Source organism: Streptomyces sp. WAC03905 (assembly GCF_057371075.1).
The window spans coordinates 7,105,507-7,130,429 of the sequence record NZ_JBXYDZ010000003.1 but is presented as its reverse complement, the minus strand read 5'-3'; the positions used below and the strand labels follow the sequence as shown (position 1 = coordinate 7,130,429).

Annotated in this window: 28 protein-coding genes and 1 pseudogene; 19 read left to right on the top strand and 10 right to left on the bottom strand. The window is 73.8% G+C overall.

All coding sequences use genetic code 11. The features are described 5' to 3' along the window. Nucleotides 1-99 precede the first annotated feature (99 nt). From AC2RP6_RS34685 to AC2RP6_RS34675, 3 genes are all read left to right on the top strand, one after another. A complete protein-coding gene (locus AC2RP6_RS34685; RefSeq protein ID WP_486449786.1) occupies nucleotides 100-1,107 on the top strand; it encodes a DUF1996 domain-containing protein in 1,008 nt (335 codons plus the stop codon). Between the two features lie 99 nt (nucleotides 1,108-1,206). After that, nucleotides 1,207-1,818, top strand: a complete 612-nt coding sequence (locus AC2RP6_RS34680) for a sigma-70 family RNA polymerase sigma factor (RefSeq protein WP_486449785.1) — start codon at nucleotides 1,207-1,209, stop codon at nucleotides 1,816-1,818. Next, on the top strand, nucleotides 1,815-2,540 hold the full coding sequence (locus tag AC2RP6_RS34675) for an anti-sigma factor family protein (RefSeq protein WP_486449784.1): 726 nt from the start codon (nucleotides 1,815-1,817) through the stop codon (nucleotides 2,538-2,540). The genes AC2RP6_RS34680 and AC2RP6_RS34675 overlap by 4 nt, the downstream gene beginning before the upstream one ends. Before the next feature lie 420 nt (nucleotides 2,541-2,960). Here the strand turns inward: AC2RP6_RS34675 and AC2RP6_RS34670 are convergent, their stop codons facing one another. After that, nucleotides 2,961-3,692: a DUF7873 family protein gene (locus tag AC2RP6_RS34670; protein WP_030654325.1), complete on the bottom strand. Its 732-nt coding sequence runs from the start codon at nucleotides 3,690-3,692 to the stop codon at nucleotides 2,961-2,963. Between the two features lie 204 nt (nucleotides 3,693-3,896). Here AC2RP6_RS34670 and AC2RP6_RS34665 point away from each other — a divergent pair, with 204 nt between their 5' ends. From AC2RP6_RS34665 to AC2RP6_RS34650, 4 genes are all read left to right on the top strand, one after another. After that, nucleotides 3,897-4,826, top strand: coding sequence for an ATP-grasp domain-containing protein (locus tag AC2RP6_RS34665; RefSeq protein ID WP_486449783.1), 930 nt, complete (start codon nucleotides 3,897-3,899; stop codon nucleotides 4,824-4,826). Beyond that, nucleotides 4,823-5,626: an ATP-grasp domain-containing protein gene (locus AC2RP6_RS34660; protein WP_486449782.1), complete on the top strand. Its 804-nt coding sequence runs from the start codon at nucleotides 4,823-4,825 to the stop codon at nucleotides 5,624-5,626. The genes AC2RP6_RS34665 and AC2RP6_RS34660 overlap by 4 nt, the downstream gene beginning before the upstream one ends. Nucleotides 5,627-5,727: 101 nt before the next feature. After that, the gene (locus AC2RP6_RS34655; protein WP_486449781.1) at nucleotides 5,728-6,582 is read left to right on the top strand and encodes a DMT family transporter; all 855 of its coding nucleotides are present in this window, start codon (nucleotides 5,728-5,730) and stop codon (nucleotides 6,580-6,582) included. 105 nt (nucleotides 6,583-6,687) lie between these two features. Beyond that, nucleotides 6,688-7,146 carry a hypothetical protein gene (locus tag AC2RP6_RS34650; RefSeq protein ID WP_486449780.1) on the top strand — a complete coding sequence of 153 codons (459 nt, stop codon included), beginning with the start codon at nucleotides 6,688-6,690 and terminating at the stop codon, nucleotides 7,144-7,146. On the opposite strand, the gene AC2RP6_RS34645 is transcribed toward AC2RP6_RS34650, so the two are convergent. Together AC2RP6_RS34645 and AC2RP6_RS34640 are read right to left on the bottom strand one after the other, a co-directional pair. Then, complete coding sequence (locus tag AC2RP6_RS34645) at nucleotides 7,143-7,415, bottom strand: hypothetical protein (protein ID WP_486449779.1); 273 nt, start codon at nucleotides 7,413-7,415, stop codon at nucleotides 7,143-7,145. The two genes, AC2RP6_RS34650 and AC2RP6_RS34645, sit on opposite strands and share 4 nt — an antisense overlap. A gap of 351 nt (nucleotides 7,416-7,766) precedes the next feature. After that, complete coding sequence (locus AC2RP6_RS34640; RefSeq protein WP_486449778.1) at nucleotides 7,767-8,897, bottom strand: DUF2330 domain-containing protein; 1,131 nt, start codon at nucleotides 8,895-8,897, stop codon at nucleotides 7,767-7,769. Between the two features lie 85 nt (nucleotides 8,898-8,982). Here AC2RP6_RS34640 and AC2RP6_RS34635 point away from each other — a divergent pair, with 85 nt between their 5' ends. The 3 genes from AC2RP6_RS34635 to AC2RP6_RS34625 all read left to right on the top strand — a co-directional run bounded on the left by AC2RP6_RS34635 (nucleotide 8,983) and on the right by AC2RP6_RS34625 (nucleotide 11,371). After that, nucleotides 8,983-9,498: a hypothetical protein gene (locus AC2RP6_RS34635; RefSeq protein ID WP_486449777.1), complete on the top strand. Its 516-nt coding sequence runs from the start codon at nucleotides 8,983-8,985 to the stop codon at nucleotides 9,496-9,498. A 236-nt stretch (nucleotides 9,499-9,734) separates the two neighbouring features. Beyond that, nucleotides 9,735-9,938, top strand: coding sequence for a hypothetical protein (locus tag AC2RP6_RS34630; protein ID WP_486449776.1), 204 nt, complete (start codon nucleotides 9,735-9,737; stop codon nucleotides 9,936-9,938). 11 nt (nucleotides 9,939-9,949) lie between these two features. Next, nucleotides 9,950-11,371, top strand: a complete 1,422-nt coding sequence (locus AC2RP6_RS34625) for a hypothetical protein (protein WP_486449775.1) — start codon at nucleotides 9,950-9,952, stop codon at nucleotides 11,369-11,371. Nucleotides 11,372-11,378: 7 nt separating this feature from the next. Here AC2RP6_RS34625 and AC2RP6_RS34620 read toward each other — a convergent pair whose 3' ends face one another. After that, entirely contained in the window at nucleotides 11,379-12,110 is a 732-nt protein-coding gene (locus AC2RP6_RS34620; RefSeq protein ID WP_486449774.1) for a response regulator, read from the bottom strand. Further along, a complete protein-coding gene (locus tag AC2RP6_RS34615; protein WP_486449773.1) occupies nucleotides 12,107-13,015 on the bottom strand; it encodes a sensor histidine kinase in 909 nt (302 codons plus the stop codon). Before AC2RP6_RS34615 ends, AC2RP6_RS34620 begins: the two co-directional genes overlap by 4 nt. A 146-nt stretch (nucleotides 13,016-13,161) precedes the next feature. On the opposite strand from AC2RP6_RS34615, the gene AC2RP6_RS34610 reads away from it, so the two are divergent. The 4 genes from AC2RP6_RS34610 (at nucleotide 13,162) to AC2RP6_RS34595 (ending at nucleotide 18,320) form a co-directional block, all read left to right on the top strand. Further along, complete coding sequence (locus AC2RP6_RS34610; protein ID WP_486449772.1) at nucleotides 13,162-13,872, top strand: ABC transporter ATP-binding protein; 711 nt, start codon at nucleotides 13,162-13,164, stop codon at nucleotides 13,870-13,872. Beyond that, the gene (locus AC2RP6_RS34605; RefSeq protein WP_486449771.1) at nucleotides 13,869-16,178 is read left to right on the top strand and encodes an FtsX-like permease family protein; all 2,310 of its coding nucleotides are present in this window, start codon (nucleotides 13,869-13,871) and stop codon (nucleotides 16,176-16,178) included. The genes AC2RP6_RS34610 and AC2RP6_RS34605 overlap by 4 nt, the downstream gene beginning before the upstream one ends. A gap of 86 nt (nucleotides 16,179-16,264) precedes the next feature. Continuing rightward, the gene (locus AC2RP6_RS34600; RefSeq protein ID WP_486449770.1) at nucleotides 16,265-16,678 is read left to right on the top strand and encodes a hypothetical protein; all 414 of its coding nucleotides are present in this window, start codon (nucleotides 16,265-16,267) and stop codon (nucleotides 16,676-16,678) included. A gap of 70 nt (nucleotides 16,679-16,748) precedes the next feature. Next, complete coding sequence (locus tag AC2RP6_RS34595; protein ID WP_486449769.1) at nucleotides 16,749-18,320, top strand: condensation domain-containing protein; 1,572 nt, start codon at nucleotides 16,749-16,751, stop codon at nucleotides 18,318-18,320. Between the two features lie 28 nt (nucleotides 18,321-18,348). Here AC2RP6_RS34595 and AC2RP6_RS34590 read toward each other — a convergent pair whose 3' ends face one another. From AC2RP6_RS34590 to AC2RP6_RS34580, 3 genes are all read right to left on the bottom strand, one after another. Continuing rightward, nucleotides 18,349-19,569: an RNA polymerase sigma factor gene (locus tag AC2RP6_RS34590; RefSeq protein WP_486450553.1), complete on the bottom strand. Its 1,221-nt coding sequence runs from the start codon at nucleotides 19,567-19,569 to the stop codon at nucleotides 18,349-18,351. A gap of 68 nt (nucleotides 19,570-19,637) precedes the next feature. Continuing rightward, nucleotides 19,638-19,994 (bottom strand): YciI family protein, encoded by a 357-nt coding sequence (locus tag AC2RP6_RS34585; RefSeq protein ID WP_030654218.1) that lies wholly within the window; start codon nucleotides 19,992-19,994, stop codon nucleotides 19,638-19,640. Between the two features lie 150 nt (nucleotides 19,995-20,144). Continuing rightward, nucleotides 20,145-20,414 (bottom strand): hypothetical protein, encoded by a 270-nt coding sequence (locus AC2RP6_RS34580; RefSeq protein ID WP_486449768.1) that lies wholly within the window; start codon nucleotides 20,412-20,414, stop codon nucleotides 20,145-20,147. A gap of 115 nt (nucleotides 20,415-20,529) precedes the next feature. On the opposite strand from AC2RP6_RS34580, the gene AC2RP6_RS34575 reads away from it, so the two are divergent. From AC2RP6_RS34575 to AC2RP6_RS34565, 3 genes are all read left to right on the top strand, one after another. Then, entirely contained in the window at nucleotides 20,530-20,868 is a 339-nt protein-coding gene (locus tag AC2RP6_RS34575; protein WP_486449767.1) for a thioredoxin family protein, read from the top strand. Between the two features lie 67 nt (nucleotides 20,869-20,935). Beyond that, nucleotides 20,936-21,289, top strand: a complete 354-nt coding sequence (locus AC2RP6_RS34570; RefSeq protein WP_486449766.1) for a DUF1304 domain-containing protein — start codon at nucleotides 20,936-20,938, stop codon at nucleotides 21,287-21,289. Next, entirely contained in the window at nucleotides 21,286-21,885 is a 600-nt protein-coding gene (locus tag AC2RP6_RS34565) for a TetR/AcrR family transcriptional regulator (protein WP_486449765.1), read from the top strand. Before AC2RP6_RS34570 ends, AC2RP6_RS34565 begins: the two co-directional genes overlap by 4 nt. Nucleotides 21,886-21,994: 109 nt before the next feature. On the opposite strand, the gene AC2RP6_RS34560 is transcribed toward AC2RP6_RS34565, so the two are convergent. Together AC2RP6_RS34560 and AC2RP6_RS34555 are read right to left on the bottom strand one after the other, a co-directional pair. After that, on the bottom strand, nucleotides 21,995-22,201 hold the full coding sequence (locus AC2RP6_RS34560) for a cold-shock protein (protein WP_486449764.1): 207 nt from the start codon (nucleotides 22,199-22,201) through the stop codon (nucleotides 21,995-21,997). A gap of 169 nt (nucleotides 22,202-22,370) precedes the next feature. Further along, nucleotides 22,371-22,739 (bottom strand): HGxxPAAW family protein, encoded by a 369-nt coding sequence (locus AC2RP6_RS34555; RefSeq protein WP_486449763.1) that lies wholly within the window; start codon nucleotides 22,737-22,739, stop codon nucleotides 22,371-22,373. Nucleotides 22,740-22,847: 108 nt separating this feature from the next. On the opposite strand from AC2RP6_RS34555, the gene AC2RP6_RS34550 reads away from it, so the two are divergent. Together AC2RP6_RS34550 and AC2RP6_RS34545 are read left to right on the top strand one after the other, a co-directional pair. Then, entirely contained in the window at nucleotides 22,848-23,369 is a 522-nt protein-coding gene (locus tag AC2RP6_RS34550; RefSeq protein ID WP_486449762.1) for a MarR family winged helix-turn-helix transcriptional regulator, read from the top strand. 43 nt (nucleotides 23,370-23,412) lie between these two features. Further along, nucleotides 23,413-24,907: pseudogene (locus tag AC2RP6_RS34545) on the top strand (DEAD/DEAH box helicase). Nucleotides 24,908-24,923: the final 16 nt, after the last annotated feature.

The window sequence follows — 24,923 nt, the reverse complement described above, 5'->3', positions numbered from 1 at the left end:
CGCCGCCGGCCGGTCCCGCCGGGACCCGCGCACGCGGCGGGCGACCGCGATGCGGATGCCAGGTTGACGGCGGGGTCGCCACCGGCGACGGTGACCGCCATGGGGAAAGAACGCCGACTGCTCACTCTGGTCGTCTGCCTGGTCCTGAGCGGTGGGCTGACCGCCGCGGTGCTCGGCGCCACGCGCGCCGCCGGCCCGCACGCGGGGGCGACCGCCGCCGGCCCCGCACCCTCCGACTACGTGGACATACGCGATGTTCCAGCCGCCCCGGCCGCCGCTCCGGCCCGGCCCGCCGAACCGGACGACAGCTCGCCGGGATCGATGGCGGTGGATTGCGGCCGCAACGAGGGGCGGCACTACAACGAGGACAACCTCGTCGTCTCGCCCGGCCTGCGGGGCGGTGCCCACCACACGCACTCCTACGTGGGCAACCTCTCCACGAACGCCCTGTCCACCCAGGCCTCGCTGGCCGCCGCCGCCACGAGCTGCGCGGGCGGCGACCGGTCGGCGTACTACTGGCCCGTCCTGCGCCGCCTGGACCGGCCGGGGGCCCGGCCGCACGAGACGTCCGCGGGACACGGGAACACGGGCGAGATCGTTCCCGAGGCGTCGGTCCGGGTGGAGTTCCGGGGCAACCCCGTCAGCAAGGTGGTGGCGATGCCGCCCTTCCTGCACGCGATGACGGGTGACGCGGTCGCCCGCACCGCGGGCGACGACGCCCACGTCCGGGCCCGCTGGGGGTGCTCCGGCTCCCCCGACCGCTCCACCACCGACTACCCGCGCTGCCCCCGGGGCGACCGCGTGACCCGCACCCTGGTCTTCCCCAGCTGCTGGAACGGCCTCGACACCCAGAGCGCCGGGCACCGCTCGCACCTGCTGTTCCCCGGCGGCAACGGCGTCTGCCCCACGAACACCTTCCCCGTTCCCGAGCTGCGCGTCTCCCTGGCCTACGAGGTGCCCGCCGGGGTGCCCGTGGCCATCGACTCCTTCCCGGAGCAGCGGCACAGCCCCAGGACGGACCACGCGATGTTCGTGAACGCGATGAGCGAACGGCAGATGGCCGCGGTCGTCGACTGCCTCAACGAGGGCCGCTCCTGCCGGACTTGAGCACCATCCGATGCGCGTGACGCAGGTCACATGAACCGGATCGGCCCCGCCCGCGTGTTCCGACCGCACCACGCAAGCGAGGAAGACGGAGAGGGTGAGATGGCCGGACCACTGTGGCCCCGCACTCGGCGGGGCTCGACCGATGAGGCACTGATCAAGTCGGTGTACGAGGAGCACGGCCACGCCCTGCTCGCGTACGCCACCCGGCTGACCGGGGACCGGGCCACCGCCGAGGACATCGTGCAGGAGACGCTGATACGCGCCTGGCGGCACTCCGAGGTCCTGGTCAACGGAAAGGGTTCGGTGCGCGGCTGGCTGCTCACCGTGGCCCGGAACATCATCACCGACCGGTACCGGGCCAGGGCGGCCCGGCCGCCGGAGGTCTCCGGTTCCTCGGCCGCTCCCCCGGTGGAGGCGGACCACGCCGACTCCGTGGTGGACAGCATGACGGTGCTGGGCGCCCTGGACCGGCTGTCCCCGGAACACCGTGACGTGCTGAAGGAGTTGTACTACCGGCAGCTCAGCGTGGCGGAGGCCGCCGACACGCTCGGCATCCCGGCGGGTACGGTCAAGTCGCGTTCGCACTACGCGCTCAAGGCCCTGCGCGACGTCTTCCGGGACGACGGCTTCCGGGAGAGCGGCACAAGAGACGGAAAACGATCGGGCAGGCCGCCCCAGCAGCCGGCCGGACTGCGTGAGGTGGTGGCATGAACCGGCAGCGGCACGAGGAGGAACTGCTCGGCCCGTACGTGCTCGGCGTCCTGGACGCCGAGGAGGTCCGCCGGGTCGAGGGACACATGAGCGGGTGCGTGCAGTGCCGGGAGGAGGTGGCCGCGTTGCGCGAGATGGAGGCGGCACTGGGCGAGGTGCCCGAGGAGGCGTTCCTCGACGGACCGCCGCAGGGCGGTGACCTGCTGCTCCAGCGCACCCTGCGGCAGATGCGGGGCGAGCGTGCCGGTGCCGCACGCCGGCGCGCGGCGTTCACGGGTCTGGCCGTCGCGGCGTCACTGGCCGCCGTGTTCTGGGCCGGTACGCAGCTGGGCTCCGGCGAGCCGGGAGGCGTCGCACTGCCCGCTCCCCCGTCCCCGACCGCTTCGGCGGACCCCTCGCCCCCGCCCAGGGGGACGACGCTCCACTCGGCGACCGATGCGCGCACGGGCGCGCGGATGACGGTGCAGATGACTCCGGCCACGAAGTGGGTGCGGTTGCGGGCGGCGGTCACGGGAGTGCCGCAGGGGGAGCGCTGCCGACTGATCGTGGTCTCGAAGGACGGTACGCGCACCACCGCGGGCAGCTGGGTCGTGGGCAGCCAGGAGAACGGCGAGGCCAAGGGCGCGGGGCTGGACGGTTCGGCGGCGGTCGACCGGTCGGACGTCAAGGCCGTCATGGTCGAGAACGAGGCCGGCCGGACGTTCGTGTCCGTGCCCGTGTGACGGTCCGCGGACGTGTGACGGTCCGCGGACGTGACGGAGCCCGGGAGCATATCCAGCTCCCGGGCTCCTGTTTGCCACCCAATTGCGCACACCGGCACGTTTAAGAGTCGCGGATCATTCTGAGATCGACGTGTTCTACCTTTGAACTACCGTGCCACGGAGAGGCACAGGAGGGACTTGAACCCCCGTCCATCGATGGTCGTCCACGCTCGGTCGATCCGGTGTTCGGCGGCGAATACTGAGACTGGAGCGAGAATCTGAGATTCAAGGGGCCGCCTCTGCCGACTTGGGCCACCCCGGCACGCAATGCCGGGGGAGGGATTCGAACCCCCAACTGACACCCCTGTTTCAGCTTCAACATCAGTTTCAGCTTGCGCTCTCGCGCACCTCCTGCAGACATACAGGAGGGGTTCGTAGGGGCTACCTGAACAGGTAGCCGAACACCGCGTCCCCGACCCGCTGGTCGGTGACCTCGGCGCTGTTGGCCTCCTCGCGGGCGAACTTGACGGCCTGCTGGAGCTTCTCGACCCGGTCGAGCAGCTCGTTCACCCTGCGGGCGGGCAGCGCGCCGGAGAACTTCACGGTCGTCCAGTACCCGACGGGCACGTCCTCGTAGTAGACCTCGACCTGCGCCGGGTGCTTCTCGGTGGCCTCGGCCTTGACGTGGTTGCGCGGCACCTTCTTCGTGCGGATCGTGCGCACGGGGTCCGTCTTCCAGGAGTCCGTCGAGGGGTCCAGGTTCCAGGACTCGGAGGCGTCCAGCACCGGCAGCTTCCGCACGAAGGTGTGCAGGTCGGTGAGCTGCTTCTCCAGGAAGAGCAGGTAGGGCACGGGCACTTGGGCCAGCAGGACCGTACCGTCCACGACCACGTCCGCGGCGGCGCTGCGGTTGGCGTAGTCCTTGGTGGCCGTCACGTCGAAGAGCCGCGTGAGCGTTCCCGCCGTCGCGCGCAGCACGTCCTCCGCCTTGACCTGCACCCGGGTGGACTCGGGCGGCAGCTGCTCGCCCTCCTCGTCCTTGGGCTGGTACGTCCGCGAGATCCCGGCCAGCAGGGCGGGCTTCTGCACGTCGTGGTGGGCCTGGGTGAGTTCCTGGAGCGACTTGGACTTGACGCCCTTTTCGACTGCGATGATCTGATTCAGCTTCGGCACGCGATCAACCTAGCAGCCGTTTGTCCGATCATTCACCCGGATTTCCGGCGCCTCCGCCCGGTCCGGCAGCGAACCGAGCCGGCCGGGTGGCGCGACAAGGAAGCCCACAGGCGGACCGATCATCACATTGCGGTCCATGACATCCTGTGGCGTCACAACTCGCCGGGCGGATTCGGCGGACGTCCGGGATTTTGGGGAAGGTCGATGAGGCTCTGCTTCCTGGTGGAGGAGCACTACCGCCACGACGGTATGCCGAACGAGGTGATCGGGCAGCTGACCGCGTGGGGGCACGACGTGGACGTCGTGCGGCCGGGCGGCTCGCTGCTGCGCATGACCGAGGCGGTGGACGCGGGTGCCCACGACGCCTGGGTGCTCAAGACGGTGTCGGGCGGCCCGGGGCTGACGCTCCTCGAAGCCGCCGCCGCGGCCGGGCTGACCACCGTCAACGACGCCCGTTCGATCCGGGGGGTACGGGACAAGGCACTGGCCGCCGCCATCGGGCGCAGCCGCGGGCTGCCGCTGCCGACCACGTACGCGGTGGCCCGCCCCGAGCTGCTCGGGGAGGTACCGGCGGCCGAGTACCCCCTCGTCGTCAAGCCCGCCGACGGCAGCTCCGGACGGGCGGTGCACCTGGTGTCCTCGCCCGGGTGCCTGGAGCGGCTGCTGCCCGCGCTGGCGGGCGAGGGCATGCTCATCGCCCAGCCGTACGTGCCCAACTCGGGTACGGACATCAAGGTGTACGCGGTCGGCGGTGAGCTGTTCGCCACCGAACGCTGCTCACCGCTGCACCCGGACCCGTCGGTGCGCGAGCGCCGGGTACCGCTGTCGGCGGAGGTGGCGGCGATCGCCGTCCAGGTGGGGGCGGTGTACGGGCTGGAGCTGTACGGGGTGGACGTGCTGCTCGGTCCCGACGGGCCGGTGGTGGTCGACGTCAACGACTTCCCGAGTTTCCGCCAGGTGCCCGACGCGGCGGCGCGGGTCGCCCGCGCCGTCCTGGGGCTGGCCCGGAACGGCGGTGCAGCGACGGCGATGGCGCCCGCGGCGCTCCCCCACACGCTCCCCCTGTCGATCCCCTCGCAGTCGTCGGCCCAGGTCACCGCGCAGGTCACCACCGCCGCGAGTGATGCCGTATGAGGATCGGCCTGATCACCCCGGAACCGGGACACCCGCTGCTGGCGGACACCACCGCCCTCCTCGCCGCGGAGCACGAGGTGGAAGTGCTCGATCCGGGCACGGCCCTGGACGTACCCCCGCCCCTGGCCGATGTGTACCTGCTGAAGTCGCGGACGCCGCGGGCGCTGGCCCTCGCGCGCGACCTGGAGCGGCGCGGGGCACCGGTGATCAACACGGCGGCGGCCACCGCCCTGTGCCAGGACCGGACGGAGATGGCGGCGCTCGCCCTGCGGGCCGGGCTGCCGTTCGCGGCGACCCGTACCGTCGGCGCCCTGGGGTCGTGGGCGCGGGAGGCACACCCGTCGGCGCCCCTCGTGGTCAAGAGCCGGCGCAGCCGGCGCGGCGACCTGGTCGCCCGCGCCGACGACGCCGCGGGGCTGCGGGAGTTGGCGCGGGTCTGGCCCCGGGAGCCCGTGGTGGTGCAGGACTACGCGCCCAACAACGGCTGGGACCACAAGCTCTGGGCCATCGGCGACCGGGTCTTCTCGGCCCTGCGCCGGTCCGAGCTCTCCCCCGGGGGGCGCGGCCCCACCCGTCCCCTGGCCGCGGACGAACTGCCCGCAGGATGGGCAGATCTCGTGCGCCGGGTCGGAGCGGTGTTCGCCCTGGACGTCTACGGCGTGGACGTCATCGACACCGGCGGCGGCGCCCCCCTGATCGTGGACGTCAACGCCTTCCCCGGCATCCGCGGCCAGTCCGGCGCACCCGCAGCCCTCGCGGCCCTGACCCTGGACCGGGCGGTCGCCGCCGCGCGCCGCTGAACCGCCCTCCGGCAGGTCCGGACGGGGGAATGCGGGCACCGCGACGCCCACGGCCCGGTGTCGCGGCACGGCCGGGCGGCGGGCGCGGTGAGGATCGGGACATGGGCGTCGTCCTGCCGGTCCTCTTCGCGCTGTTCGCGGCTTTCAGCAACGCGCTGGCCACCGTGCTCCAGCGGCGGGCCGCGCTCACCGTGCCGCAGGGCGAGGGCTTCCGCTTCGGCCTGGTCCTGGACCTGTTGCGCCGGCCGGTGTGGGTCGCGGGCATCCTGGCCGTGATCGCGGCCGGGGCCGGGCAGGCCGCGGCGCTGGCCACGGGCGCGCTGGCGCTCGTACAGCCGCTGTTCGTGCTGGAGCTGCCGCTGGCCCTGCTGATCGCCTCCCTGCTGACGCGGCAACGACTGCCGGGAGCGGTCTGGCTGGCCGTGGCGGGTGTGGTGGCGGGCCTCGGGGTCGCGCTCGTGGCCGCCTCGCCCGCCGGCAACCGCACCGACGTGCCCGCCGAGCGGTGGGTGGTGGCGCTGCCCGCCTGCGCGGTGATCGTGGCCCTGCTCGCCGTCGCCGGTCTCCGGCGCCCGCCCGGTCGTGCGCGGGCCGCCTGCCTCGGCGCGGCCACCGCCGTCTGCTACGCGCTCACGGCCGCCCTGATGAAGTCCTCCGTGCACGTCCTGGAGGACCGGGGCATCGGCGGTTTCCTGACCAGCTGGGAGACGTACGCGTTCGGCGTGAGCGGCATCTGCGCGCTGCTGCTGCTCGAACACGCCATGCAGGGCGGCCCGCTGGTCGCCTCGCAGCCCGCCCTGACCCTCGGCGACGCGAGCCTCAGCATCGCGCTGGGCGTGGTCCTGTACGAGGAGCACCTCCGGTCGGGCTGGTGGCTCCTCCCGCAGCTGCTGGGCGTCGCCCTGGTCTGCGCGGGGGTGTTCGCCCTCTCCCGTACGGGCGAGGACGCTCCTTAGGACGCGTGAGCAGGGGGTGGCCCTGGGACGGCTCCATGCCCGGAGGGCGGCGGGCGGCCGTAGGATCGGCCGGACGGACGGGCCGTGCGGGGAGGGTGGGTGGTGATGGTGGGCTTCAGCGAACGCCTTGCGGGCCGGGCCGGAGCAGGGGGTGACGCCGGGCGCGGCGTACGCAGCGTCACCGGTGCCGTGGTCGTGGCGCTGGCGGGGGCGCTGGCACTGGGCGGTTGCTCGGGCGAGGCGGCCGGTGCGAAGCCGGCAGCGCCGGTGCCCGCCTCCACTCCGGCCACCGCTCCGCCGGCTCCCTCCCCCTCGGAGCCGGCGGCCGTGCAGCCGTCCGCCGCGCCCTCGGCGCCGGCCGCCGGGCCGGGGCCGTCGGCCACCGGCGGGCCGGTACCGCAGCGGACGGCGCCCGGTGCGCCGGCCGTCCCGCAGAACCCCCACCGGGGCTCCGACCCGCCCCCCGCGCCCGACCGGCCGCCGCTCCCCACCTGGAAGCCTTCGCCCTTCGACCCGAAGGACCCGTCGATCCCGAACTACACGGTCCCGCCTCCCATGCGCTAGCGAGTGTCCGGCAGCGGGGACCGGGCGTGCGCGCCGGAGAGCAGGTGGCCCGCGCCCGGGACGAAGGCGTCCGAATTCAGGGCCCGGAGCAGTTGGTGGGCGGTGCAGACCGCAGCGGACACGACGGGCTTGCCCAGGAGCTGTTCGGTCTCCTCGATCGCGCCGAGTGAGGGCATCTGCACCCACGCCGAGAGCACGACCGCGTCCGCGTCCGAGTGGTCCAGGCCCGGGCGAGGCCCGGCAGGCGCCCGGGTCGTGGGCGGCGACATCGAGGTTGTCCGGGATCTCCAGGGCCTCGTCGTCCAGTACCTCGATTCCCTCGTGGGTGAGGTAGTCCACGACGGTCCGCGTGAGCGGCCGCATGCACGGCGCCAGCAGGGCGATCCTGCGGGCGCCCCCTGGGCGAGCGTCCGCTGACGCCGGGCCAGGTGGCGCTCGGGAACCGGATGAAGCGTTACTGGGGCGCGTTCGCGCGTTTCGGCGCCCCGGTCGTGCCGGGCCAGGCCGTGTGGCCGCCCACGGGCGCGGGCGCCGGTGGCGTTGCCGGTGCCGGTGCCGGTGCCCGCGACGCGGACGACCCGGGTGACCGGAGGAACGGGCACCGGCGCATTCGCCCTCGGCTACGCCCCGGAGTCCCCGCGCGGCATGTGCGCCGACCTGGCGGCCGGCCCGCGGCGGGCGCCACCGCGACGGCGACTGCGGCGGATCAGGGCGTAGGCGGTGGAGCCGAGCGCCGCGAGGGCCGCCGCGACCGTCAGGAGCCAGACGGGGATGCCGCCCACCGTGAGCAGTTCGTTGCGGTAGACGGCCCGGCGGTACGGGGTGTCCTTCGCCGTCGCGCGCAGTTCGTGGTCCGCGTCGATGCGGCCCGGATCCGGGAACTCCTGGTCGATCGCCGTCAGGAACACCGGCTTCCCGTCGGCGAGCGCGGCGAGCGGGGCGCCCTTCGGCTCGATGGTGCCCGCGAAGGTCACCTTCGGCGCGGAGCCGCCGATGGGGGTGGCGGGTTCCATCCGGTGGTCCGCCAGTACGTACAGGCCGAGTGACTGCGGTGTCTTCGCCATGCGGGACAGCCGCATCGGGTAGACCAGCCGGTCACTGTCGAAGCGGATCCTCAGCGGGTCCAGGTCGCCGCGGAGCACCTTGCCCTTTCCGGCGTCGCGCGGGGCGAGGCGTATCGCCACGTACTCCCAGTGCTGGTCGACGTACGGCTCGACCTCGGTGGCGAGGCGGTCGGGGAGCTCGAAGCCGTTGCTCTCCAGCCAGTTCCCGAGGGCGTCGGGGTCGGTGGCGGTCAGCCGGGCGACGTCGAAGTCTCCGAGCTGCTCGCGGCCGACGACGCCGACGGGCGGTGCGGCGCCCGGGGCGGGGGCGCCCGCGCTGTCGCCGTCGAGGTCGGAGAAGGGCCAGTCGCCGTTGCGCGGCCAGAAGTAGCTGCGGGTCCTGCGCTCGGGCCGGGTCAGCTCGCGCAGTTCGTCGAACATGTCGCCGTCGCCGAGCTCCACCGTGGCCCGGCCCGGTACCGGCATGATCCATGCGGCCCGCTGCGCGTTCCCGCCGACCGTGAAGCGCATGACGATCTGTTCCGTGCGCCCGTCCCAGCGCACGACGGAGGTCTCCCGGTGGACGCCGATGGCGGTCCGGCCGTCGGGGATCATCGCACCGCAGCCGCAGGCGTAGGCGGGGTCGACGAGCGCACCCACCTGGGTCGCGAGCAGGGCGAACAGCAGAAAAAGGATCCTTCGTTTCATCCACACGGCGTCTCAGACGGCCGTCCGTGTGATCCGGTTCCGCCCCCTCTCGCTGCGCGATCCGGCCTGGCTCATACTGTGGCGCATGAGGGGGAGTGAGAAGCAGCCGCACGCTCTGCGGCGCCTGAGCGCGCTACCGCGCAGTCCGATGGTTCCGGACTCCGTGATGGCGGAGATCGCACGGCACGACTGGGAGGGCATCGAGTGCGGCTGCGGCCGCTCGGCGGGTCATCTCGTGGACGCCGTGCGCGACGCCGCGGAGGGACATCCCGCGGCGTTCCACGCGCTGGAGGGGCATGCCTTCTTCGCGCAGCACCTGAAGCCGCCGGCTCCGGCGGTGTGTGCCGTGCTGATGGCGGTGTGGTCCGCGCGGCCGCCCCGGCGGGCCACCCGCGAGGCACTGCTGTGGACGCTGCTGGCGCTGCTGTGCACGGTGGACGACGGCGGTACGCACGAGGCCGGGCTGCACGGGCAGTGCGCCGCCTTCATCCGTACCGGGGTGGACGGCTTCCGGCTGGAGCTGGCGGCCGTCCCGGCCTCCGGCACGGCGGCGTACGCGGAGGGCATCCTGGAGATCCTCGGCCTGCCGGCGTCGTCCTGACCGGGTCACGCGGTCTCGGCAACCGCCCCGGGCAGCCGGTCGGCGACGCGGCCGAAGGTGAAGCCCAGGGCCCCGGCCCGGCCGTTGTCCAGGGCGTAGGCGCGGTCGTATGAGCAGGGCGAGGCGGCGGCACCCGCCCCGACGACCCGGTACCGGAGCCGCCGTCCGAGCCGTTCCCGACCGCGGCCTGGAGCGGCGAGGAGCAGACCTGGTCGACGACCACTCCGACTCTGCCGTTGGCCGGCTCCGCGGAGTCGGTCGCGGTTCGCGTCGGACCCCCGCGCCCGTTCCGGCACATCGGCCTGGTGCTGCCGCGCCGCCGTCGCACGGACCCCCGTACGGAGGTACTGGCCGAGGCCCTGGCGACGGCCGCCTCCTCGGCCCACCCGACTCCCGCCGGCCCCCGCCACCCCACCACACAACCCGGAGCCCACTCCTGAACCCCCTCGTCATGGGCCTTGCCACCCGCCCTGCGCTGCCGCCGGAGCTGGTCGACCGGCTGGTCGCGCTGACCGTGGCGGATCCCGACCCCTGCGACATGCTGGTGTGGACCCTGGCCGTGCGCGCGGACCTCACTCCCGCCCAGGTGGCGGCCCTGGCCTCGCTCGACGAGGACACCGCCGCACATCTGGCCCGCGCCGGACACCTGGCCGCCGCCGACGTCGACCCTGCGGTATCGCCGCCGGCAGCGCTCGCCCTCCTCGACGAGGGCCGCGGCCTCCCCGAGTGGGCGCGGCGGTTCGCCGCCGACCCGGACCCGGACCTCCGCCGGCGGCTCGCCTCCTGCCCCGGGCTGTCCCCGGAGGTCGAGGAAGCGCTGGCGGCCGACCCCGACCCGGAGGTGGCCGCCGAAATCGCGCTGTGGACGACGTCCACCCCGGTGGCGGCCCGCCTCGCCCGCCACCCGCACGCCGAGGTCCGGCACGCGGTGGCCTCCAACGAGGCCGTTCCGGCCGCCGCGCTCGCCGCCCTGCTCGTCGGCGACGGGCCGGAGCCCGCCCGGTGGGCGCACGGCTCGACCGTCCACGCGACATGGCAGCGGGCCCTGTCCAACCCGGCCGCTCCCCCGGACGCCGTGGCGGCCTTCGCGGAACACCCCTCCCCACTGCTGCGGCGGGCCGTCGCCGAGCACCCCGGTCTGCCCGCGCGCGTCTACGCCGGCCTCGCCGAGTCTCCCGAGCCCGTGATACGGGCCGCCCTCGCGCGGAACCCGGGGACCGGCCCCGAGGTGAGCCGCCTCCTGGCCGCCGACCCCGACGCCGAGGTACGGCGGGCCGTGGCACAGCACCCCCGGGTGCCGTTCGACGTCCTGGCCCGGCTGGCCCCCACGACCCGGCTGGGTCCGCATCCACTGCCGCGGATCTCCGCCGCCACCGCGGAGGAGCTCATCGAGGCGGCCGCGTCGGCGCTCGGGAGCGTACGGAAGCTCGTGGCGCACCGGCACGACCTGCCGGCCCAGGTGCGCGACGCACTGGCGGCCGACCCCGACGCCTCCGTGGCCAAGGCCGTGGCCCCGCACCCGGGCCTGTCGGCGGGGCGGCTGCGGGCCATGGTGGCGTTGCACGGCCGACAGGTCCTCGCGGGGGTGGCGGCCAACCCGGACGCGCCCGGGGACCTGTTGGCGGAGCTGGCCCGGCACGTGCCGTCGGCGCGGCGGGCTCTGCGGGAGATCGCCTCGCACCCGAACGCGACCGCCGAGGCCCTGCTGCACTGCCTGGCCGACGGAAAGGCGCGGGTACGTGCCGCCGCCCATCCGGCCCTCCCGGCGTCGGTCGTCGCCGCCCTCCTCGCCGACCCTGACCCGGCGGTGGTCGAGGCGGCCGTCGGGAACCCCGCTCTGCCGCTCGACGTCGTGGCCGGCCTGGTGCCGTGAGGGCCCGTCAGCTCGGGCCGGGCCTGCCGGTGGGGGTGCCCGGAGTCACGAGGCCCGTCTCGTAGGCGAGGACCACGGCCTGCGCCCGGTCACGCAAGGACAACTTCGCGAAGATGCGCGCCACATGGGTCTTCACGGTGGCTTCGCTGAGGGTCAGCTCCCGCGCCAGTTCCGAGTTGGACAGCCCTTGGCCCATCAGGGTCAGCACCTCGCGCTCGCGGGGCGTCAGGGCGGCCAGTTCGCGGTGGGTGTCCCCCGCCGTGACGCGGTCCCGGGCGGCGGCATTCGGGGCGCAGCGCTCCACCAGGCGCCGGGTGATCGACGGGGCGAGCAACGCGTCACCGGTGCCGACGAGGCGGACGGCCGCGGCGAGGTGCTCGGGGGTGACGTCCTTGAGGAGGAAGCCGCTGGCGCCCGCGGCGAGGGCCGCGTACACGTACTCGTCGAGGTCGAAGGTGGTCAGCATGATCACCCGGCAGTGCGGCGTCTCGGCGAGGATGCGCCGGGCGGCTTCCAGGCCGTCCATGACGGGCATGCGGATGTCGAGCAGGACGACGTCCGGACGCAGCCTGCGTACCTGCGCCACGGCCTCCGCGCCGTCGGCGGCGACGCCCACCACGTCGATCCCGCGGGCCGTCAGGATCAGTCGGAAGCCGGTGCGGACCAGGTCCTGGTCATCGGCGATCACGACGCGGGGCGCCGGCCCGGCGGCCGCGCCGGGGGCGGCGGGGCTGGTCACGGCCGGTCCAGGGGGAGGCGGGCGCGGACCCGGTAGCCTCCGCCGAGGCGGCGGCGTGCGTCGAGGTCTCCGCCGTAGACGGCGACCCGTTCGCGCAGGCCGAGGAGGCCCCGCCCGGTCCCCTCGGCCTTCGGCCCGGTCCGGCGCGCGGGTCCGGGCCGGGACCCGTCCGCTGCTCCCGCTGCTCCCGCTCCTCCCGCTGCTCCGGTCCCTGCTGCCGCTCGTCCCGCGAGGACGCTCGTTCCGCCGTTCAACACCTCCACGCGCAGGGCGTGTTCCGCGTACCGCACCGACACCTGTGTCCTGCCTCCCTCTCCGTGTTTGAGGGCGTTCGTGAGCGCCTCCTGGATGATCCGGTACGCCGTGACGTCGATCCCGGCCGGGAGCGGGCGGGGGTCGCCGGACACGCGCACCTCCACCGGGAGGCCCGCGAAGGCGAAGCGGTCGACGAGCGCGCTGAGCCGGGCCAGGCTCGGCTGCGGCGACAACCGGGTGGCGGCGTCCACCTCGGTCCCGTACGGGGCGTCCGCGCCGTCCTGCGCGGGTGCGAGCAGGCCCAGCAGGTGCCGCAGTTCGGTCATGGTGTTCCGGCCGGCCTGCTCCACGGCGCCCATCGCCGCCGCGGCCTCCTCCGGCATGGTGGCGAGCACCTCACGGGCCGCCCCGGCCTGGACCACCATCAGGCTGACGTTGTGACTGACGATGTCGTGGAGTTCGGCGGCGATCCTGGCCCGCTCGGCGTCGACCGCGCTGCGGGCCGCGTTCTCCCGCTCCCGCTCCAGCAGCCAGCCGCGCTCCTCGAGCGCCGCCCGGTGGCCGCGCCGGGCGCGGACCAGCGCCACGCCCAGTGCGGCGGCCGCGGCCGCGCAGAGGCAGCTCGCGATGACGGCGGCGAACAGCCCCACCCGCAACTCCCCACCCGTAGCCGGTCCATGCCCGTGATCGGCTCCATTGTGCCGGACGGGTCTCGTACATCCCCAGGATGACCTGCCCCGGCCTTTACATCCGGGGGCTGACGTCCCGCCCCCGGCTCCCGCCCTAGGTTCGGGGCATGACAACCGATCATGGCAGTTCACGGCAGGCCGTCGTACGACTGGGCGGCGTGCACAAGGAGTACGGCGACGCGAAGGCCCTGGACGGCGTCACCCTGGAGATCCGCGCGGGCGAGGCGGTGGCCGTCATGGGTCCCTCCGGCTGCGGCAAGTCCACGCTGCTCAACATGGTGGCCGGGCTGGACCGGCCGACGTCGGGCACGGTCGAGGTACAGGGGCAGGACCTGGCCGGCCTCAACGAGACCGGGCTGGCGCTGTTCCGGCGCCGGCACATCGGCATGGTCTTCCAGTTCTTCAACCTCATCGACGACCTGCCCGCCCTGGACAACGTGGCGCTGGCGGCCCAGTTGACGGGCGTCCCCTCCCGGCAGGCGCGGCGCCGGGCCCTGGAGCTCCTCGACGAGCTCGGCGTGGCCGACCGCAGGAACAGCTATCCGGCGACGCTGAGCGGGGGCGAACGTCAACGCGTGGCCGTCGCGCGGGCCCTGATGAACCGTCCGGCGATCCTGCTCGCGGACGAGCCGACCGGAGCCCTCGACAGCCGGTCGGGAGAGCAGGTGATGGACCTGCTCATCGACCTGAATCAGATCGGCCAGACACTGCTGATCGTCACGCACGACCCGGAGTTGGCCAGCCGATGCGCCAGTCGCCTGGTCGAGGTCGCCGACGGCCGGATCGCCCGGCAGAGCGCGCTGGAGGCGACCGCATGAGCGCCGTGTGGCGGGCCTCCCGCGCCGCTGTGAAGCGCCGCAGGCTCCAGACCTTCGTCATCGGACTGGTCGTGCTCTGCTCCACCACGACCGTCCTGCTCGCGCTGGGGCTGCTCGACGCCGCCTCCGGCCCTTTCGACAAGGCGTACTCCGCCCAGCGCGGGGCCCATGTCGTGGCGACCTTCGACACCTCGCGGGTCACCCCGGAGCAGCTGGCCCGGACCGCCCGGCGCCCGGGCGTCGAGGCGGCGGCCGGGCCGTTCGGGCAGGGCGTCGTGGACGTTGCCGACGGCCGGCTCTGGATGCCGGGCGGTTCTCTCACGGTGGTGGGCCGGGCCGATCCGGGAGGGCCGGTCGACCGGGTGGAGGTTCTGGAGGGGCGGTGGGCGACCGCTCCCGGGGAGATCGTCGTCGCCTGGCCGTCCGGGGGCACTCCGGGACCCGAGCTGCTGGGAACCGAACTGGCGGCGCCGGGGGGTGCGCCGCTGCGCGTCGTGGGCTTCGCGGCCAGCATGTCGAAGTCGGCGGAAGGGTGGGTGTCGCCCGAGCAGATGGCGGCGATGGGGCCCGTGGGCGCGCAGATGCTGTACCGCTTCACGGACGCCTCGACGGAGGCCGGGTTGCGGTCCTCGGTCGCCACGGCGACCGCCGGACTGCCCCAGGGGTCGCTGACCCACCAGCAGAGCCACCTCACGCTGAAACGGGCCTTCTCGGCGCTGGCCGACACCTACCTGCCGTTCATGACGCTGTTCGGTGTCCTGGGCCTGCTGGTGTCCGCCCTCATCGTCGGCAACGTCGTCAGCGGCGCGGTGGTTTCCGGGTACCGCCACATCGGCGTGCTGAAGGCCCTGGGCTTCACCCCGAACCAGGTGGTCGCGGTGTACCTGACGATGATGGCCGTGCCGGCCGGCGCCGGCTCCGTCCTCGGCACTCTGCTCGGCACCTCCCTGGCCGAGCCGATCCTCAAGGTCGCGTTCTCCGGCATCGAGACCGGAAGGGCCTCGGTCGGCGGCGTGGGCGCGTGGGTCTCGGTCGCGTGCCTGCTCGGCATGCCCTTGCTGGTGCTGCTCGCCGCTCTGGTCCCCGCCCTGCGGGCCCACAGGCTTCCTGCTGCCCGGGCCATCAGCGCGGGCGGCGCCCCCGCCGCGGGCCGCGGACTGCGCGTCCAGCGCGCACTCGGCGGAAGCCCGCTGCCGCGCGCCGTCAGCCTGGGCCTGGGACAGCCTTTCGCCCGCCCCGGCCGCACGGTACTGACCCTGGCGGCGATCGTTCTCGGAGTGACCACGGTGACCCTGGCGACCGGGCTGACCAGCACCATGCTCGCCTTCGACGAGGCCGGGCGGGGCAGCGGCGGCCCCGTCGTCCGGGTGGAGGCGGGGGCCCCGGGCAACGGCCGGCCCGCCCCCGGACTCACCGACGACCAGGTCGAGGAACGCCTGCGGTCCCTGCCCGGTGCGCAGCACGTACGGGCCCGCGCGCTGGCCCAGGTGCGCATGACCGGGCAGTCCCGGTCGGTGTTCGCCGACTTCTACCGCGGGGACGACCCCTCGCAGTCCGGGCGGATCGCCCGGGGCAGGCCGGCGACGGCGGACGGCGAGATCGCGGCCGGGCCCGCCTTCCTCTCCCAGCGCGGCCTGCGGCTGGGTGACCGGGTCACCCTGGCGCTGGAGGGCAGGCAGGTCACCGCGACGGTCGTCGGCGTGCTCGTCGACGGAAACGCACGCGCGCTGGAGGCCGGCTGGCCGACCCTGGCCCGACTGTCACCGCACACCCGCGCCGTCGAGTACGAGGTACGTCTCGCGCCGGGCGCCGACGCCGCGGCGTACGCCCGGGCGGCCGAGGCCGCCGACCCGGGCCTGCGGGCGACGGTGCCGGACTCACGCAACGCGGGCACCACCACCGTCGTCGCGTTCTCGTCCGTGTTCACCGTCCTGTTGAGCGTGGTGGCGTCCCTCGGCGTCTTCAACACCGTCCTCCTGAGCACCCGGGAGCGCCGGCGGGACCTCGGCATGCTCAAGTCCATCGGGATGACACCGCGGCAGGTGGTGCTGATGACCGTCACGTCGGTGGCGGGGGTGGGGGCGGTCGGCGGACTGCTGGGCATTCCGCTCGGGATGCTGGCCCACCGGCTCGTCGTGGACAACGTCGGGGTCGTCGCCTTCCCCGACGCGATGAAGAACATATGGGACGCGCCGCAGCTGTCCGGACTGCTGCTCGCGGGTGTCGCGATCGCCGTCACGGGTGCGCTGGTACCGGCTCGGGCCGCGGCCCGGACGACCATCGCGACGGCCCTGCACACCGAATAGCAGGGCGAATTGGGGATGCGTCCGGCGCGTGGGGCTTCGTAGGCTGCTCCCCGCGACGGACCCCGACACCCCCGGAAGGACCGCGGATGCCCCGCAACCCGAAGAAGGCCCGACGCCTCGTCGTGGGCGGGGACACCTACACGTGGTCGGTGCGCCACTCCCACGGCAGCCCGGGCGGCGGCGCCCGCGACTGCTGCGAGTCGCTGACCGTCCACCTGGCCGGGGCGCGGGGACACCTGCGCGTCGTCTTCCGCGAAGGGCCGGGCAGGCTGGTCCCGGCCGGGTACCCGATGGTCTCCGGCGAGGTGTCCCTGGCCGTCGGCGCATCGCTGTACCTGCACGAACCCGGCACCGTGCGGGCCCTGATGGAGGAGGCCCGGGCCTGCGGATGGCGTCCCGACGGCCCCTCGGGCCTGGAGGTCGACGGCTGGACCCTCTTCGAGGGTGCCCTGCGCAGACGGCCCGCCCGCGTCACCGCCCGGCCCGCCCCGCAGGGGTGATTCCGTCACCTCACCGGGCCGGGGGTCGTTAGGGCCTGGGGGTTGACTCGGGGGGCGAAGGGATGGCGGTATGCGGCAGTTTCCTCTGGAGATGCACCACGTGGCACCCGGGAGGGTGGTCGAGTGGCGGCTCAGGTCCACCGCGGCGGACGCCGTCGGGCCGGACCACGTCGGGCCGGAGGCCGTCGGGCCGGACAACGTCGCGCCGGACGCCGACGGGCCGGACCACGTCGCGCCGGACGCCGACGGGCCGGGCGACCCGGCGAGCCGGAAGGCGTCCTTCAACCAGGACAAGCACTTCACCGTCGCCGAGGAGAGCCGGGCCGCCGACGACCCCGTCGCCTCGTGGGTCGCGGTCACCTTCGAGGTGACCGGTCCGCTCGACGAACCGGCCCTGGCCCGGGCCCTGCTCACCTTCGTCCGGCGGCACGAGGTGCTGCGCTGCGCGTTCCGCAGGCTGGCCGGGGAGCTGGCGTGCGAGCCCTTCGCCCCCGCCACGCTCAGCCTCGACCCCGAGCCCGTGGGCACCTTCGACGACGCCGGCGTGCTGTCCGACTTCCTCGTCGAGCGGTTCAAGCGGAGCATCGACACCCTGTCCTGGCCGCTGTTCATCATGGGGGCGGTGGTCCGCGAGGACTCGGCGACGGTCTACCTCGCCTTCGACCACATCGTCTGCGACGGCATGTCGATGCCCATCGTGGCGCGCGAGGTACTGACCGCCTACGAGGCCCTGCGCGCCGGCGGGACCGCCGAACTCCCGCCCGCACCCAGCTACCTGGACTTCGCCGACGAGCAGCGCCGCCGCTACCTGTCCATCGACGCCCGCGACGGCCGACTGGACTACTGGAAGGCCTTCATGGGGCCCGCCGGCGAGTTCTTCCCGCGTTTCCCCCTCGACCTCGGCGTCGAGCCGGGGCGGATGTACCCCATCGTCAACGAGGCCTCCATGCTGCTGGACGCCGGTGAGGCCGAGGTCTTCGAGAAGACCTGCCTGGCGGCCGGCGGCAAGCCGTTCATGGGCGTGCTGGGCTCGGTGGCCGTGTGTCTGCGCGATGCCGGCGGACCGGGCGTCTACCGCGGCCTGATGCCGGTCAGCGAGCGCGGCCGGGGTACCTGGACGAACTCGGTGGGCTGGTTCGTCAACACCCTGCCGATCGAGTTCGACGCCTCCCCCGGCCGGGACTTCGCCCAGGTGCTGGCCTCCGTGCGGGCCGGGTTCGGCGAGATGATGACGCACCTCGACGTGCCGTTCGTCCGGGCGTGGGAGCTGCTGGCGCCCGAGGAGTTCGCCGCCCGCTCCTGGCCGTACCCGGTGAACTTCTTCTCGTACATCGACATGCGCAAGTGCCCGGGCGCCGAGCGCCACGACGAGTGGCGGCCCACCACGCACGTGTGGTCGGCGCGGGCCAACGGCGCCTGCTCCTGGTTCCAGCGGGACACCGACGGCCTGCACATGAACTCCATCTACGTCGACACCCGCGCGGCCCGCCGGACCATGGGCGACTTCCAGGAGGCGCTGCGCCTGACGGTCCGGGAGGTCGCCCGGACCGGTGGTTTCCGCCGGCCCGTCGCGCTGACGCCGCAGCGCCGGCCCGTGCGGGGGACCCCGTCGGACGTGGCCGCGTTCGCACGCCGCGGCTGAGCCGCCCACGGGCGGCCCGGTCCCGGGCTCAGAGGCGGGCCGCGCGCCGCAGGAGCAGGGTGCGTTCCTGTTCGTTGCGGGTGAGCGACGCGGCGCGCTCGAACTCCGCCCGGGCCTCGCGCGGCCGGCCGAGGCGCTCCAGCAGGTCGCCCCGGACGCTCGGCAGCAAGTGGTAGGCGCTCAGGGCCGGTTCCCGGGCCAGGGCGTCGACGAGCGGCAGGGCCGCCGCCGGCCCCTCGGCCATCGACACGGCCACCGCCCGGTTGAGCTCCACCACCGGAGAGGGGGTCAGCTGGACCAGCCGCCCGTAGAGGGTGGCGATCGCGGCCCAGTCCGTGTCCTCGTAGCGGACGGCGGCGGCGTGGCACCCGGCGATGGCGGCCTGGAGGGCGTACGGGCCGCTGCCGGCGCGGCTCATCGCCCGGGCGCCCCTGGCGATGAGCAGGCGGTTCCACCTGGCCCGGTTCTGGTCGGCGAGCAGCACCGGTTCGCCGTCGGGGCCGGTGCGGGCGGCGGTCCGGGACGCCTGGAACTCCAGCAGCGCGGCGAGGCCGTGCACCTCCCCCTCGTCGGGCATGAGGGCCTCCAGTACGCGGGCCAGGCGCAGGGCGTCCTCGCAGAGGGCGGGCCGGACCAGGTCGTCGCCGGAGGTGGCGGAGTAACCCTCGTTGAAGATCAGGTAGATGACGTCCAGGACCGAGGAGAGGCGTGCCTCGCGGTCGGCGCCGTACGGGACTTCGAAGGGCACCGCGGCCTTGGCCAGGGTCCGTTTCGCGCGCACGATGCGCTGGGCGACGGTGCTCTCGGAGGCGAGGAAGGCGCGGGCGATCTCCTGGGTCGTCAGTCCGCCGAGCAGGCGGAGGGTGAGCGCGATGCGGGCATCGGTGGCGAGGACCGGGTGGCAGGCGGTGAAGACCAGGCGCAGCAGGTCGTCGTCGATGTCGTCGGGCTCGGCCGGTTCGGCCGGCGGGGGTTCGTCCTCCAGGGTCCGGCCGACCTCGGCGAGTTTGCGCGCGTACGTCTCCTTGCGGCGGACGAGGTCGATGGCGCGGTGCTTGGCGGTCGCCATGAGCCAGGCGCCCGGGCGGTCCGGGACACCCGACTCCGGCCATTGCTCCAGTGCGGTGACGAGGGCGTCCTGTGCGATCTCCTCGGCGATGCCGACGTCCCGCACGATGCGGGTGACGCCGGCGATGATCCGCGCCGACTCGATCCTGAACACCGCTTCGACCGCCCGGGCCGTATCCACTGCCGTCACGGCCACCCATCAGAGCAGCCGTGACGAGGCAGGGCAAACGCGGGCGCGAGCCGGCCGGGTCACATCTCCTGGATCTCCCGGACCTCGGCGCTGACGTTCCATTCCGCGGGGTGGATCTCCAGGAAGCGCCGGGTCCACTCGATGGCCTCGGCCTTGTCCTTGCACTGGCTGAGGGAGTAGCCGCCGACGACCTCCTTGGTCTCGGTGAAGGGGCCGTCGGTGTAGCTGATCTTCCCGCCGGACCAGCTGAGACGGGTCGCCTCGGAGGTGGGGAGCAGTCCTGCGGTGTCGAGCATGACGCCCGCCTTGGTGATCTCCTCCAGCAGGGCGCCCATGCGCTGCTCGAACTCCGGGGGGAACTCGTTGGGGGGAAGGTCCTGCTCGTTGATGCGGATCATCGTCAGGAAGCGCGGCATGGTGACTCCTCGGTCGCGGGGCGGGGTCCTTCCCCGCCTCTCACCCTTGCGTCGAACGGGAGGCGCCCGGATCGACAGCTCTCCGGAAATGTTTCGGGGAATTCTTCCCGGCGGCCACCGGGGGGCCGCCGTGGCCCTGGTGGGGCCGGGTCAGCGGCTGTCGCCGGTCCAGTCCCAGTGGCCCGGGTCGCCGGCCCTGCGGCGGTAGTGGGCCCGGCCGCCGGCTCCGTAGCGGCCTATCTCCGTGGGGAGGCGGGCCTCCTCGTCGAGCCGGTGCGCGCTCCAGCCCGTGATGTCCAGGAGGAGCCCGTCGAGCGGACCGCCGACCAGTTCGCCGTAGACGTGGCCGGATCGGGGGCCGGGGTCGGGGTCCTCGTGGTCGGCGCCGTAGACCCGGCGCCGGAGCATCCTGTCGTCCATGCTGATCAGCTTCACAGGCGGCACTGACAACGGCCCGTCGGCCGCCCGCCCGGTCGGCGGCGATGATGGGTGCCGCGCTCCCGGCGGAGGGGCGCCCGGACGAGGAGCGAGACGCATGGCACGTGGGGTGCACCGGCCGCAGGAGGACGAGGAGTTCGATTTCGTCCTGTCGATGACGACGGGGCCCGTCCTGGCCTACTTCTGCGGCACCTGGCCCAAGGCGGTGGAGGCCTGCAGGGCGATGGACGCGGTCGTCGGTGAGCTGGCGCGGGAGTACGGGACGCGGTTCACCGCCGTCCGCGCGGACATCACCCGGTGTCCCGGGGCGACGAAGCGCTACGGCGTGACGGGTGCGCCGACCGCGGTCCTCGTCGTGGCGGGCGAGGCGGTGGCGAGCCAGGCGGGCCCGATGGACCGCGAGGAACTCGGGGCGTTCCTGGACGCCCATCTGTGACGGAACGACTTCCTGTACAGTTGTCCAGGAAATTGCTTCGCACCCCTCCGGAGAAGTGGAGACGGCCATGCAGACGGTCGCTCAGATCCTGATCGGCCTGGTGGCCGCACTGCACGCGTACTTCCTCGTGCTGGAGATGTTCCTGTGGCAGCGGCCGCCGGGCCGGGCGCTGTCGGGGTTCGATGCGGCCACCGCCCGGCTGACGGCGCCGCTCGCCGCCAACCAGGGCCTCTACAACGGCTTCCTCGCCGCCGGCCTGGTCTGGGGGCTGGTCATCGACTCGCTCGCCACGCAGGTCTTCTTCCTCGTCTGCGTGATCGTGGCCGGCGCGTTCGGGGCCGCGACCGCCAACCGCCGGATCCTCTTCGCCCAGGCGGTACCGGGGGCCCTCGCGCTCGGCGCCGCACTGCTGGCCGCATGACTCCGCAGGCACCGCAGCCGCCGGCCCGTCCGGAGGACCCCCGCACGGCCCGGACCAAGGCGCGGCTGCGCGAGAGCCTGCTGGCCGAGTGCGCGGACCGGCCGCTCGCGGAGGTCAGCGTCTCGGCGGTGGTCCGCCGGGCCGGCGTCGGCCGCGCCACCTTCTACCTGCACTACGAGGACCTCACCGCGCTCGCCGTCGACGCGTGCGCGGACGTGGTGCACGCGGCGGTGGACGCCCTGCACGCCTGGCAGACCGACTCCTCGCCCCTCCCCCCGGCCCGCCCTCCGGCGGCCCTGGCCGAGTTCCTGACGGGGGCGGCCCGGCGGGCGCAGCTGCACCGGACCCTGCTGCTGCCGGGCGGTGGCGGACCCCTCGGCGACCGCTTGCACCGGGAGCTGCGGGCCCGCGCCCACGCCGAACGCGAGGCGGTGGGCGCCCCCCGGTCCGAACTCGTCGCCTCGGCGGTCGCCGCGACCTTCACCGGGGTGCTCGCGGACTGGCTTCACGGGGAGATCCCGGCGGATCCGGCCGCACTGGCGGACGACCTGTGGGCCCTGCTCATGTCGCTGCACCGCGCGGTCGGCCGGCGCTAGGGGACGGGCCCGCGGGGCGGATCGGGCGGATCGGGGCGGGAGCGGACGCGGAGAACCCCGCCGGGAAGCGGCGGGGTTCTCGTTCTTCACGGCACGGCGCGTGGTGGGACTACCCGAGGGTGACCACGTTGTCGGCCTGGGGACCCTTGGGGCCCTGGGTGACGGTGTAGTCGACCCGTGCGTTCTCCTCCAGCGACTTGAACCCAGTGGTCTGGATCGCGGAGAAGTGCACGAACACATCAGGACCGCCGTCGTCCTGCTGGATGAAGCCGAACCCCTTCTCCGAGTTGAACCACTTCACGACACCTGTTGCCATCTTGCTGATCCTTCACAACGGTCCACTGCGGGCCGCACACGCGGCCGTCTCGATCCTGCCCAAAGGCGTCCCGGAGCACACGCCGGACGCGGCCAACCGGGGCGCGTCGCGCATTCGAACTTGCGGCCGCCTTGTCCGCGATACGGGGAGCCGCCGCTCCCGTACGGGCTCAGACCCCCTCTTCGACGGTCGGCAGCGCGGCCGCCGGACGGGGTCCGGCGACGGCGCCGGCGGCCCGGCGGGGGCCGGCGGCCCGGCAGCCCAGACAGTCGGCGTGGCCGGTGCGGGCGGTGGTGTCGCGGACGCGCCAGTCCCACTCGGCCTCGGGGCGGGGGCCGCTCGGTTTGCCCCACCCGGCGAGGTGCAGCAGCCAGGTGAGGAGTCCGGCCAGGGCCACGACGCCGAGGCCGATCAGGATCCCGGGCGGCCAGGCCGCGCACACGGCGGCCCCCGCCCCGGCGAACCCCAGGAGGGCCACCGTGGTTCCGGTCCAGCCGGCCACCGTGTGGCCGAGATCGACGTGACCGTGCGCGCTCATGGTTCTCCCTGGTCGAAAGGGTCAGCAGTAGGCTCGGACAAAGAGATGCTTATTTCGCAAGGTAAGTATCTCACTAGCTAAGTAACTTAGATGCTAAGGAGTATCAGCGTGCAGGGCAAGTCCCGCCCCGCGGCCACCGCCGCGGAGGCGCTTTCGCGCATGGACCAGTTCGTCGCGCTCGGCATCGTCGGCCAGCAGGAGGTGGCGCAGCGGCTGGGACTCAACGTCACCGACCTGACCTGTCTCGGGCACGTCCTGGGCGCCGGGGAGACCCCCCTCGCCGCCGGCGACCTGGCCGAACTGGTCGACCTGACCACCGGCGCCGTCACCGGCGTGCTCAACCGGCTGGAGAAGGCCGGCTACGCGCGGCGCCGGCCCGATCCCACCGACCGGCGCCGGGTGCGGGTCGTCGCGGAGCCGGCCGCGGCGGCCCGGGTCTTCGCCGTCTACCAGCCCTTCTACGACCGGCTGGGGGCGCTGTTCGCCGACTACACCCCCGACGAGATCGCGGTGATCGCCGACTGGTTCGAGCGCGCCGCCGTCGAGGTCCGCGCCCACTGCGCCCAGGTGCGCGCGGGCGAACTGGACGCCCCGGCGGGTCCGCCCCCCGCTGGTACCATGGGCGGTTGACCATCTCCTTTCCTTCTTCCCCCCGTACTTCGAAAGGTCCTGCATGAGGAACCCGTCAGCTCATGGGCGCTTCGGTGTGAAGGGTGGTGCCAAGGCCGGTTCCGGTTCCAGGAACTCCGCCAAGGCCCCCCGGAGCCTCGGGCCGCAGGGTGAGTTCGCGATGCCCCGGCCGAAGTCGCCGGCGCTGGCTCCGGTGGATTCGTTCGCCGAGCTCGACCTGCCCGTGGAGCTGACGGAGACCATGGCTTCCCTTTCGGTGACGAAGCCGTTCCCGATCCAGGCCGCCACCCTCCCGAACGCCCTCGCCGGGCGTGACGTCCTCGGGCGCGGGCGGACCGGCTCCGGCAAGACCCTCGCCTTCGGCCTGGCGCTGCTCGCGCGCACGGCGGGACAGCAGGCGGAACCGAAGCGTCCGCTGGCGCTGGTGCTCGTACCGACGCGCGAGCTGGCGCAGCAGGTCACCGAGGCGCTGGAGCCGTATGCGGCGGCGCTGCGGCTGCGGATGGCCACGGTGGTCGGCGGCCTGTCCATCGGCCGTCAGGTGAGCGCCCTGCGCACCGGTGCCGAGGTGGTCGTGGCCACCCCCGGGCGGCTGAGCGACCTGGTCGGACGGCGCGACGTGCACCTGGAGCGGGTACGGATCACCGTGCTCGACGAGGCGGACCAGATGTGCGACATGGGCTTCATGCCGCAGGTCACGGAGATTTTGGACCAGGTGCACCACGCGGGTCAGCGGATGCTGTTCTCGGCGACCCTGGACCGCAACGTCGACCAGCTGGTCCAGAGGTACCTGAAGGACCCGGTCTCGTCGTCCGTGGACCCGCAGGCGGGCGCCGTGACGACCATGGACCACCACGTGCTGCACATCCACGCGGCCGACAAGGTCTCGGCGGCGACCGAGATCGCGGCCCGCGACAACCGGGTGCTGATGTTCCTCGACACCAAGCACGGGGTCGACCAGTTCGTGAAGCACCTGCGGGCGATGGGCGTACGGGCCGAAGGCCTGCACAGCGGCAAGTCCCAGCCGCAGCGCACCCGGACCCTGGCCCAGTTCAAGGCGGGGGCCGTCACCGTGCTGGTCGCGACGAACGTCGCGGCGCGCGGCATCCACATCGACGACCTCGACCTCGTCGTCAACGTCGACCCGCCGGCCGACCACAAGGACTACCTGCACCGCGGTGGCCGTACCGCCCGGGCCGGCGAGTCCGGCCGGGTCGTCACCCTCGTCACGCCGAACCAGCGCCGCGACATGGTCCGGCTGCTGGCCGACGCGCGGGTCCGGCCGACGATCACGCAGGTGCGCTCCGGTGAGGCGGCGCTCAGCAGGATCACCGGGGCGAAAGCCCCTTCCGGAGTGCCGCTGTCCGGCTCCGCGCCGACCGACGCCAAGGGCAGGCCGTCGGGGACGGAGCTTCGGCTTCCGCGGTATCGGCACCCGGCCGGGCCGGCCCGGGAAGGGCAAGGAGTCCCGCAAGACCCTGGAAGCCCGTCAGCAGGCCGAGGCCCGGCGCGCGGCGAGGGTCCGCCGCGGCATCTGAAGCCGCCGGGCGCGGC

Bases quoted from the DNA above. Each gene is read 5' to 3' on its own strand.
- AC2RP6_RS34560 (WP_486449764.1), bottom strand. From the start codon at position 22,201: ATGGCAACAGGTGTCGTGAAGTGGTTCAACTCGGAGAAGGGGTTCGGC.
- AC2RP6_RS34675 (WP_486449784.1), top strand. From the start codon at position 1,815: ATGAACCGGCAGCGGCACGAGGAGGAACTGCTCGGCCCGTACGTGCTC.
- AC2RP6_RS34655 (WP_486449781.1), top strand. From the start codon at position 5,728: ATGGGCGTCGTCCTGCCGGTCCTCTTCGCGCTGTTCGCGGCTTTCAGC.
- AC2RP6_RS34555 (WP_486449763.1), bottom strand. From the start codon at position 22,739: ATGAGCGCGCACGGTCACGTCGATCTCGGCCACACGGTGGCCGGCTGG.
- AC2RP6_RS34575 (WP_486449767.1), top strand. From the start codon at position 20,530: ATGGCACGTGGGGTGCACCGGCCGCAGGAGGACGAGGAGTTCGATTTC.
- AC2RP6_RS34580 (WP_486449768.1), bottom strand. From the start codon at position 20,414: ATGGACGACAGGATGCTCCGGCGCCGGGTCTACGGCGCCGACCACGAG.
- AC2RP6_RS34660 (WP_486449782.1), top strand. From the start codon at position 4,823: ATGAGGATCGGCCTGATCACCCCGGAACCGGGACACCCGCTGCTGGCG.
- AC2RP6_RS34680 (WP_486449785.1), top strand. From the start codon at position 1,207: ATGGCCGGACCACTGTGGCCCCGCACTCGGCGGGGCTCGACCGATGAG.
- AC2RP6_RS34665 (WP_486449783.1), top strand. From the start codon at position 3,897: ATGAGGCTCTGCTTCCTGGTGGAGGAGCACTACCGCCACGACGGTATG.
- AC2RP6_RS34625 (WP_486449775.1), top strand. From the start codon at position 9,950: ATGGGCCTTGCCACCCGCCCTGCGCTGCCGCCGGAGCTGGTCGACCGG.
- AC2RP6_RS34595 (WP_486449769.1), top strand. From the start codon at position 16,749: ATGCGGCAGTTTCCTCTGGAGATGCACCACGTGGCACCCGGGAGGGTG.
- AC2RP6_RS34565 (WP_486449765.1), top strand. From the start codon at position 21,286: ATGACTCCGCAGGCACCGCAGCCGCCGGCCCGTCCGGAGGACCCCCGC.
- AC2RP6_RS34570 (WP_486449766.1), top strand. From the start codon at position 20,936: ATGCAGACGGTCGCTCAGATCCTGATCGGCCTGGTGGCCGCACTGCAC.
- AC2RP6_RS34600 (WP_486449770.1), top strand. From the start codon at position 16,265: ATGCCCCGCAACCCGAAGAAGGCCCGACGCCTCGTCGTGGGCGGGGAC.
- AC2RP6_RS34605 (WP_486449771.1), top strand. From the start codon at position 13,869: ATGAGCGCCGTGTGGCGGGCCTCCCGCGCCGCTGTGAAGCGCCGCAGG.
- AC2RP6_RS34640 (WP_486449778.1), bottom strand. From the start codon at position 8,897: ATGAAACGAAGGATCCTTTTTCTGCTGTTCGCCCTGCTCGCGACCCAG.
- AC2RP6_RS34685 (WP_486449786.1), top strand. From the start codon at position 100: ATGGGGAAAGAACGCCGACTGCTCACTCTGGTCGTCTGCCTGGTCCTG.
- AC2RP6_RS34645 (WP_486449779.1), bottom strand. From the start codon at position 7,415: ATGTCGCCGCCCACGACCCGGGCGCCTGCCGGGCCTCGCCCGGGCCTG.
- AC2RP6_RS34650 (WP_486449780.1), top strand. From the start codon at position 6,688: ATGGTGGGCTTCAGCGAACGCCTTGCGGGCCGGGCCGGAGCAGGGGGT.
- AC2RP6_RS34610 (WP_486449772.1), top strand. From the start codon at position 13,162: ATGACAACCGATCATGGCAGTTCACGGCAGGCCGTCGTACGACTGGGC.
- AC2RP6_RS34635 (WP_486449777.1), top strand. From the start codon at position 8,983: ATGAGGGGGAGTGAGAAGCAGCCGCACGCTCTGCGGCGCCTGAGCGCG.
- AC2RP6_RS34585 (WP_030654218.1), bottom strand. From the start codon at position 19,994: ATGCCGCGCTTCCTGACGATGATCCGCATCAACGAGCAGGACCTTCCC.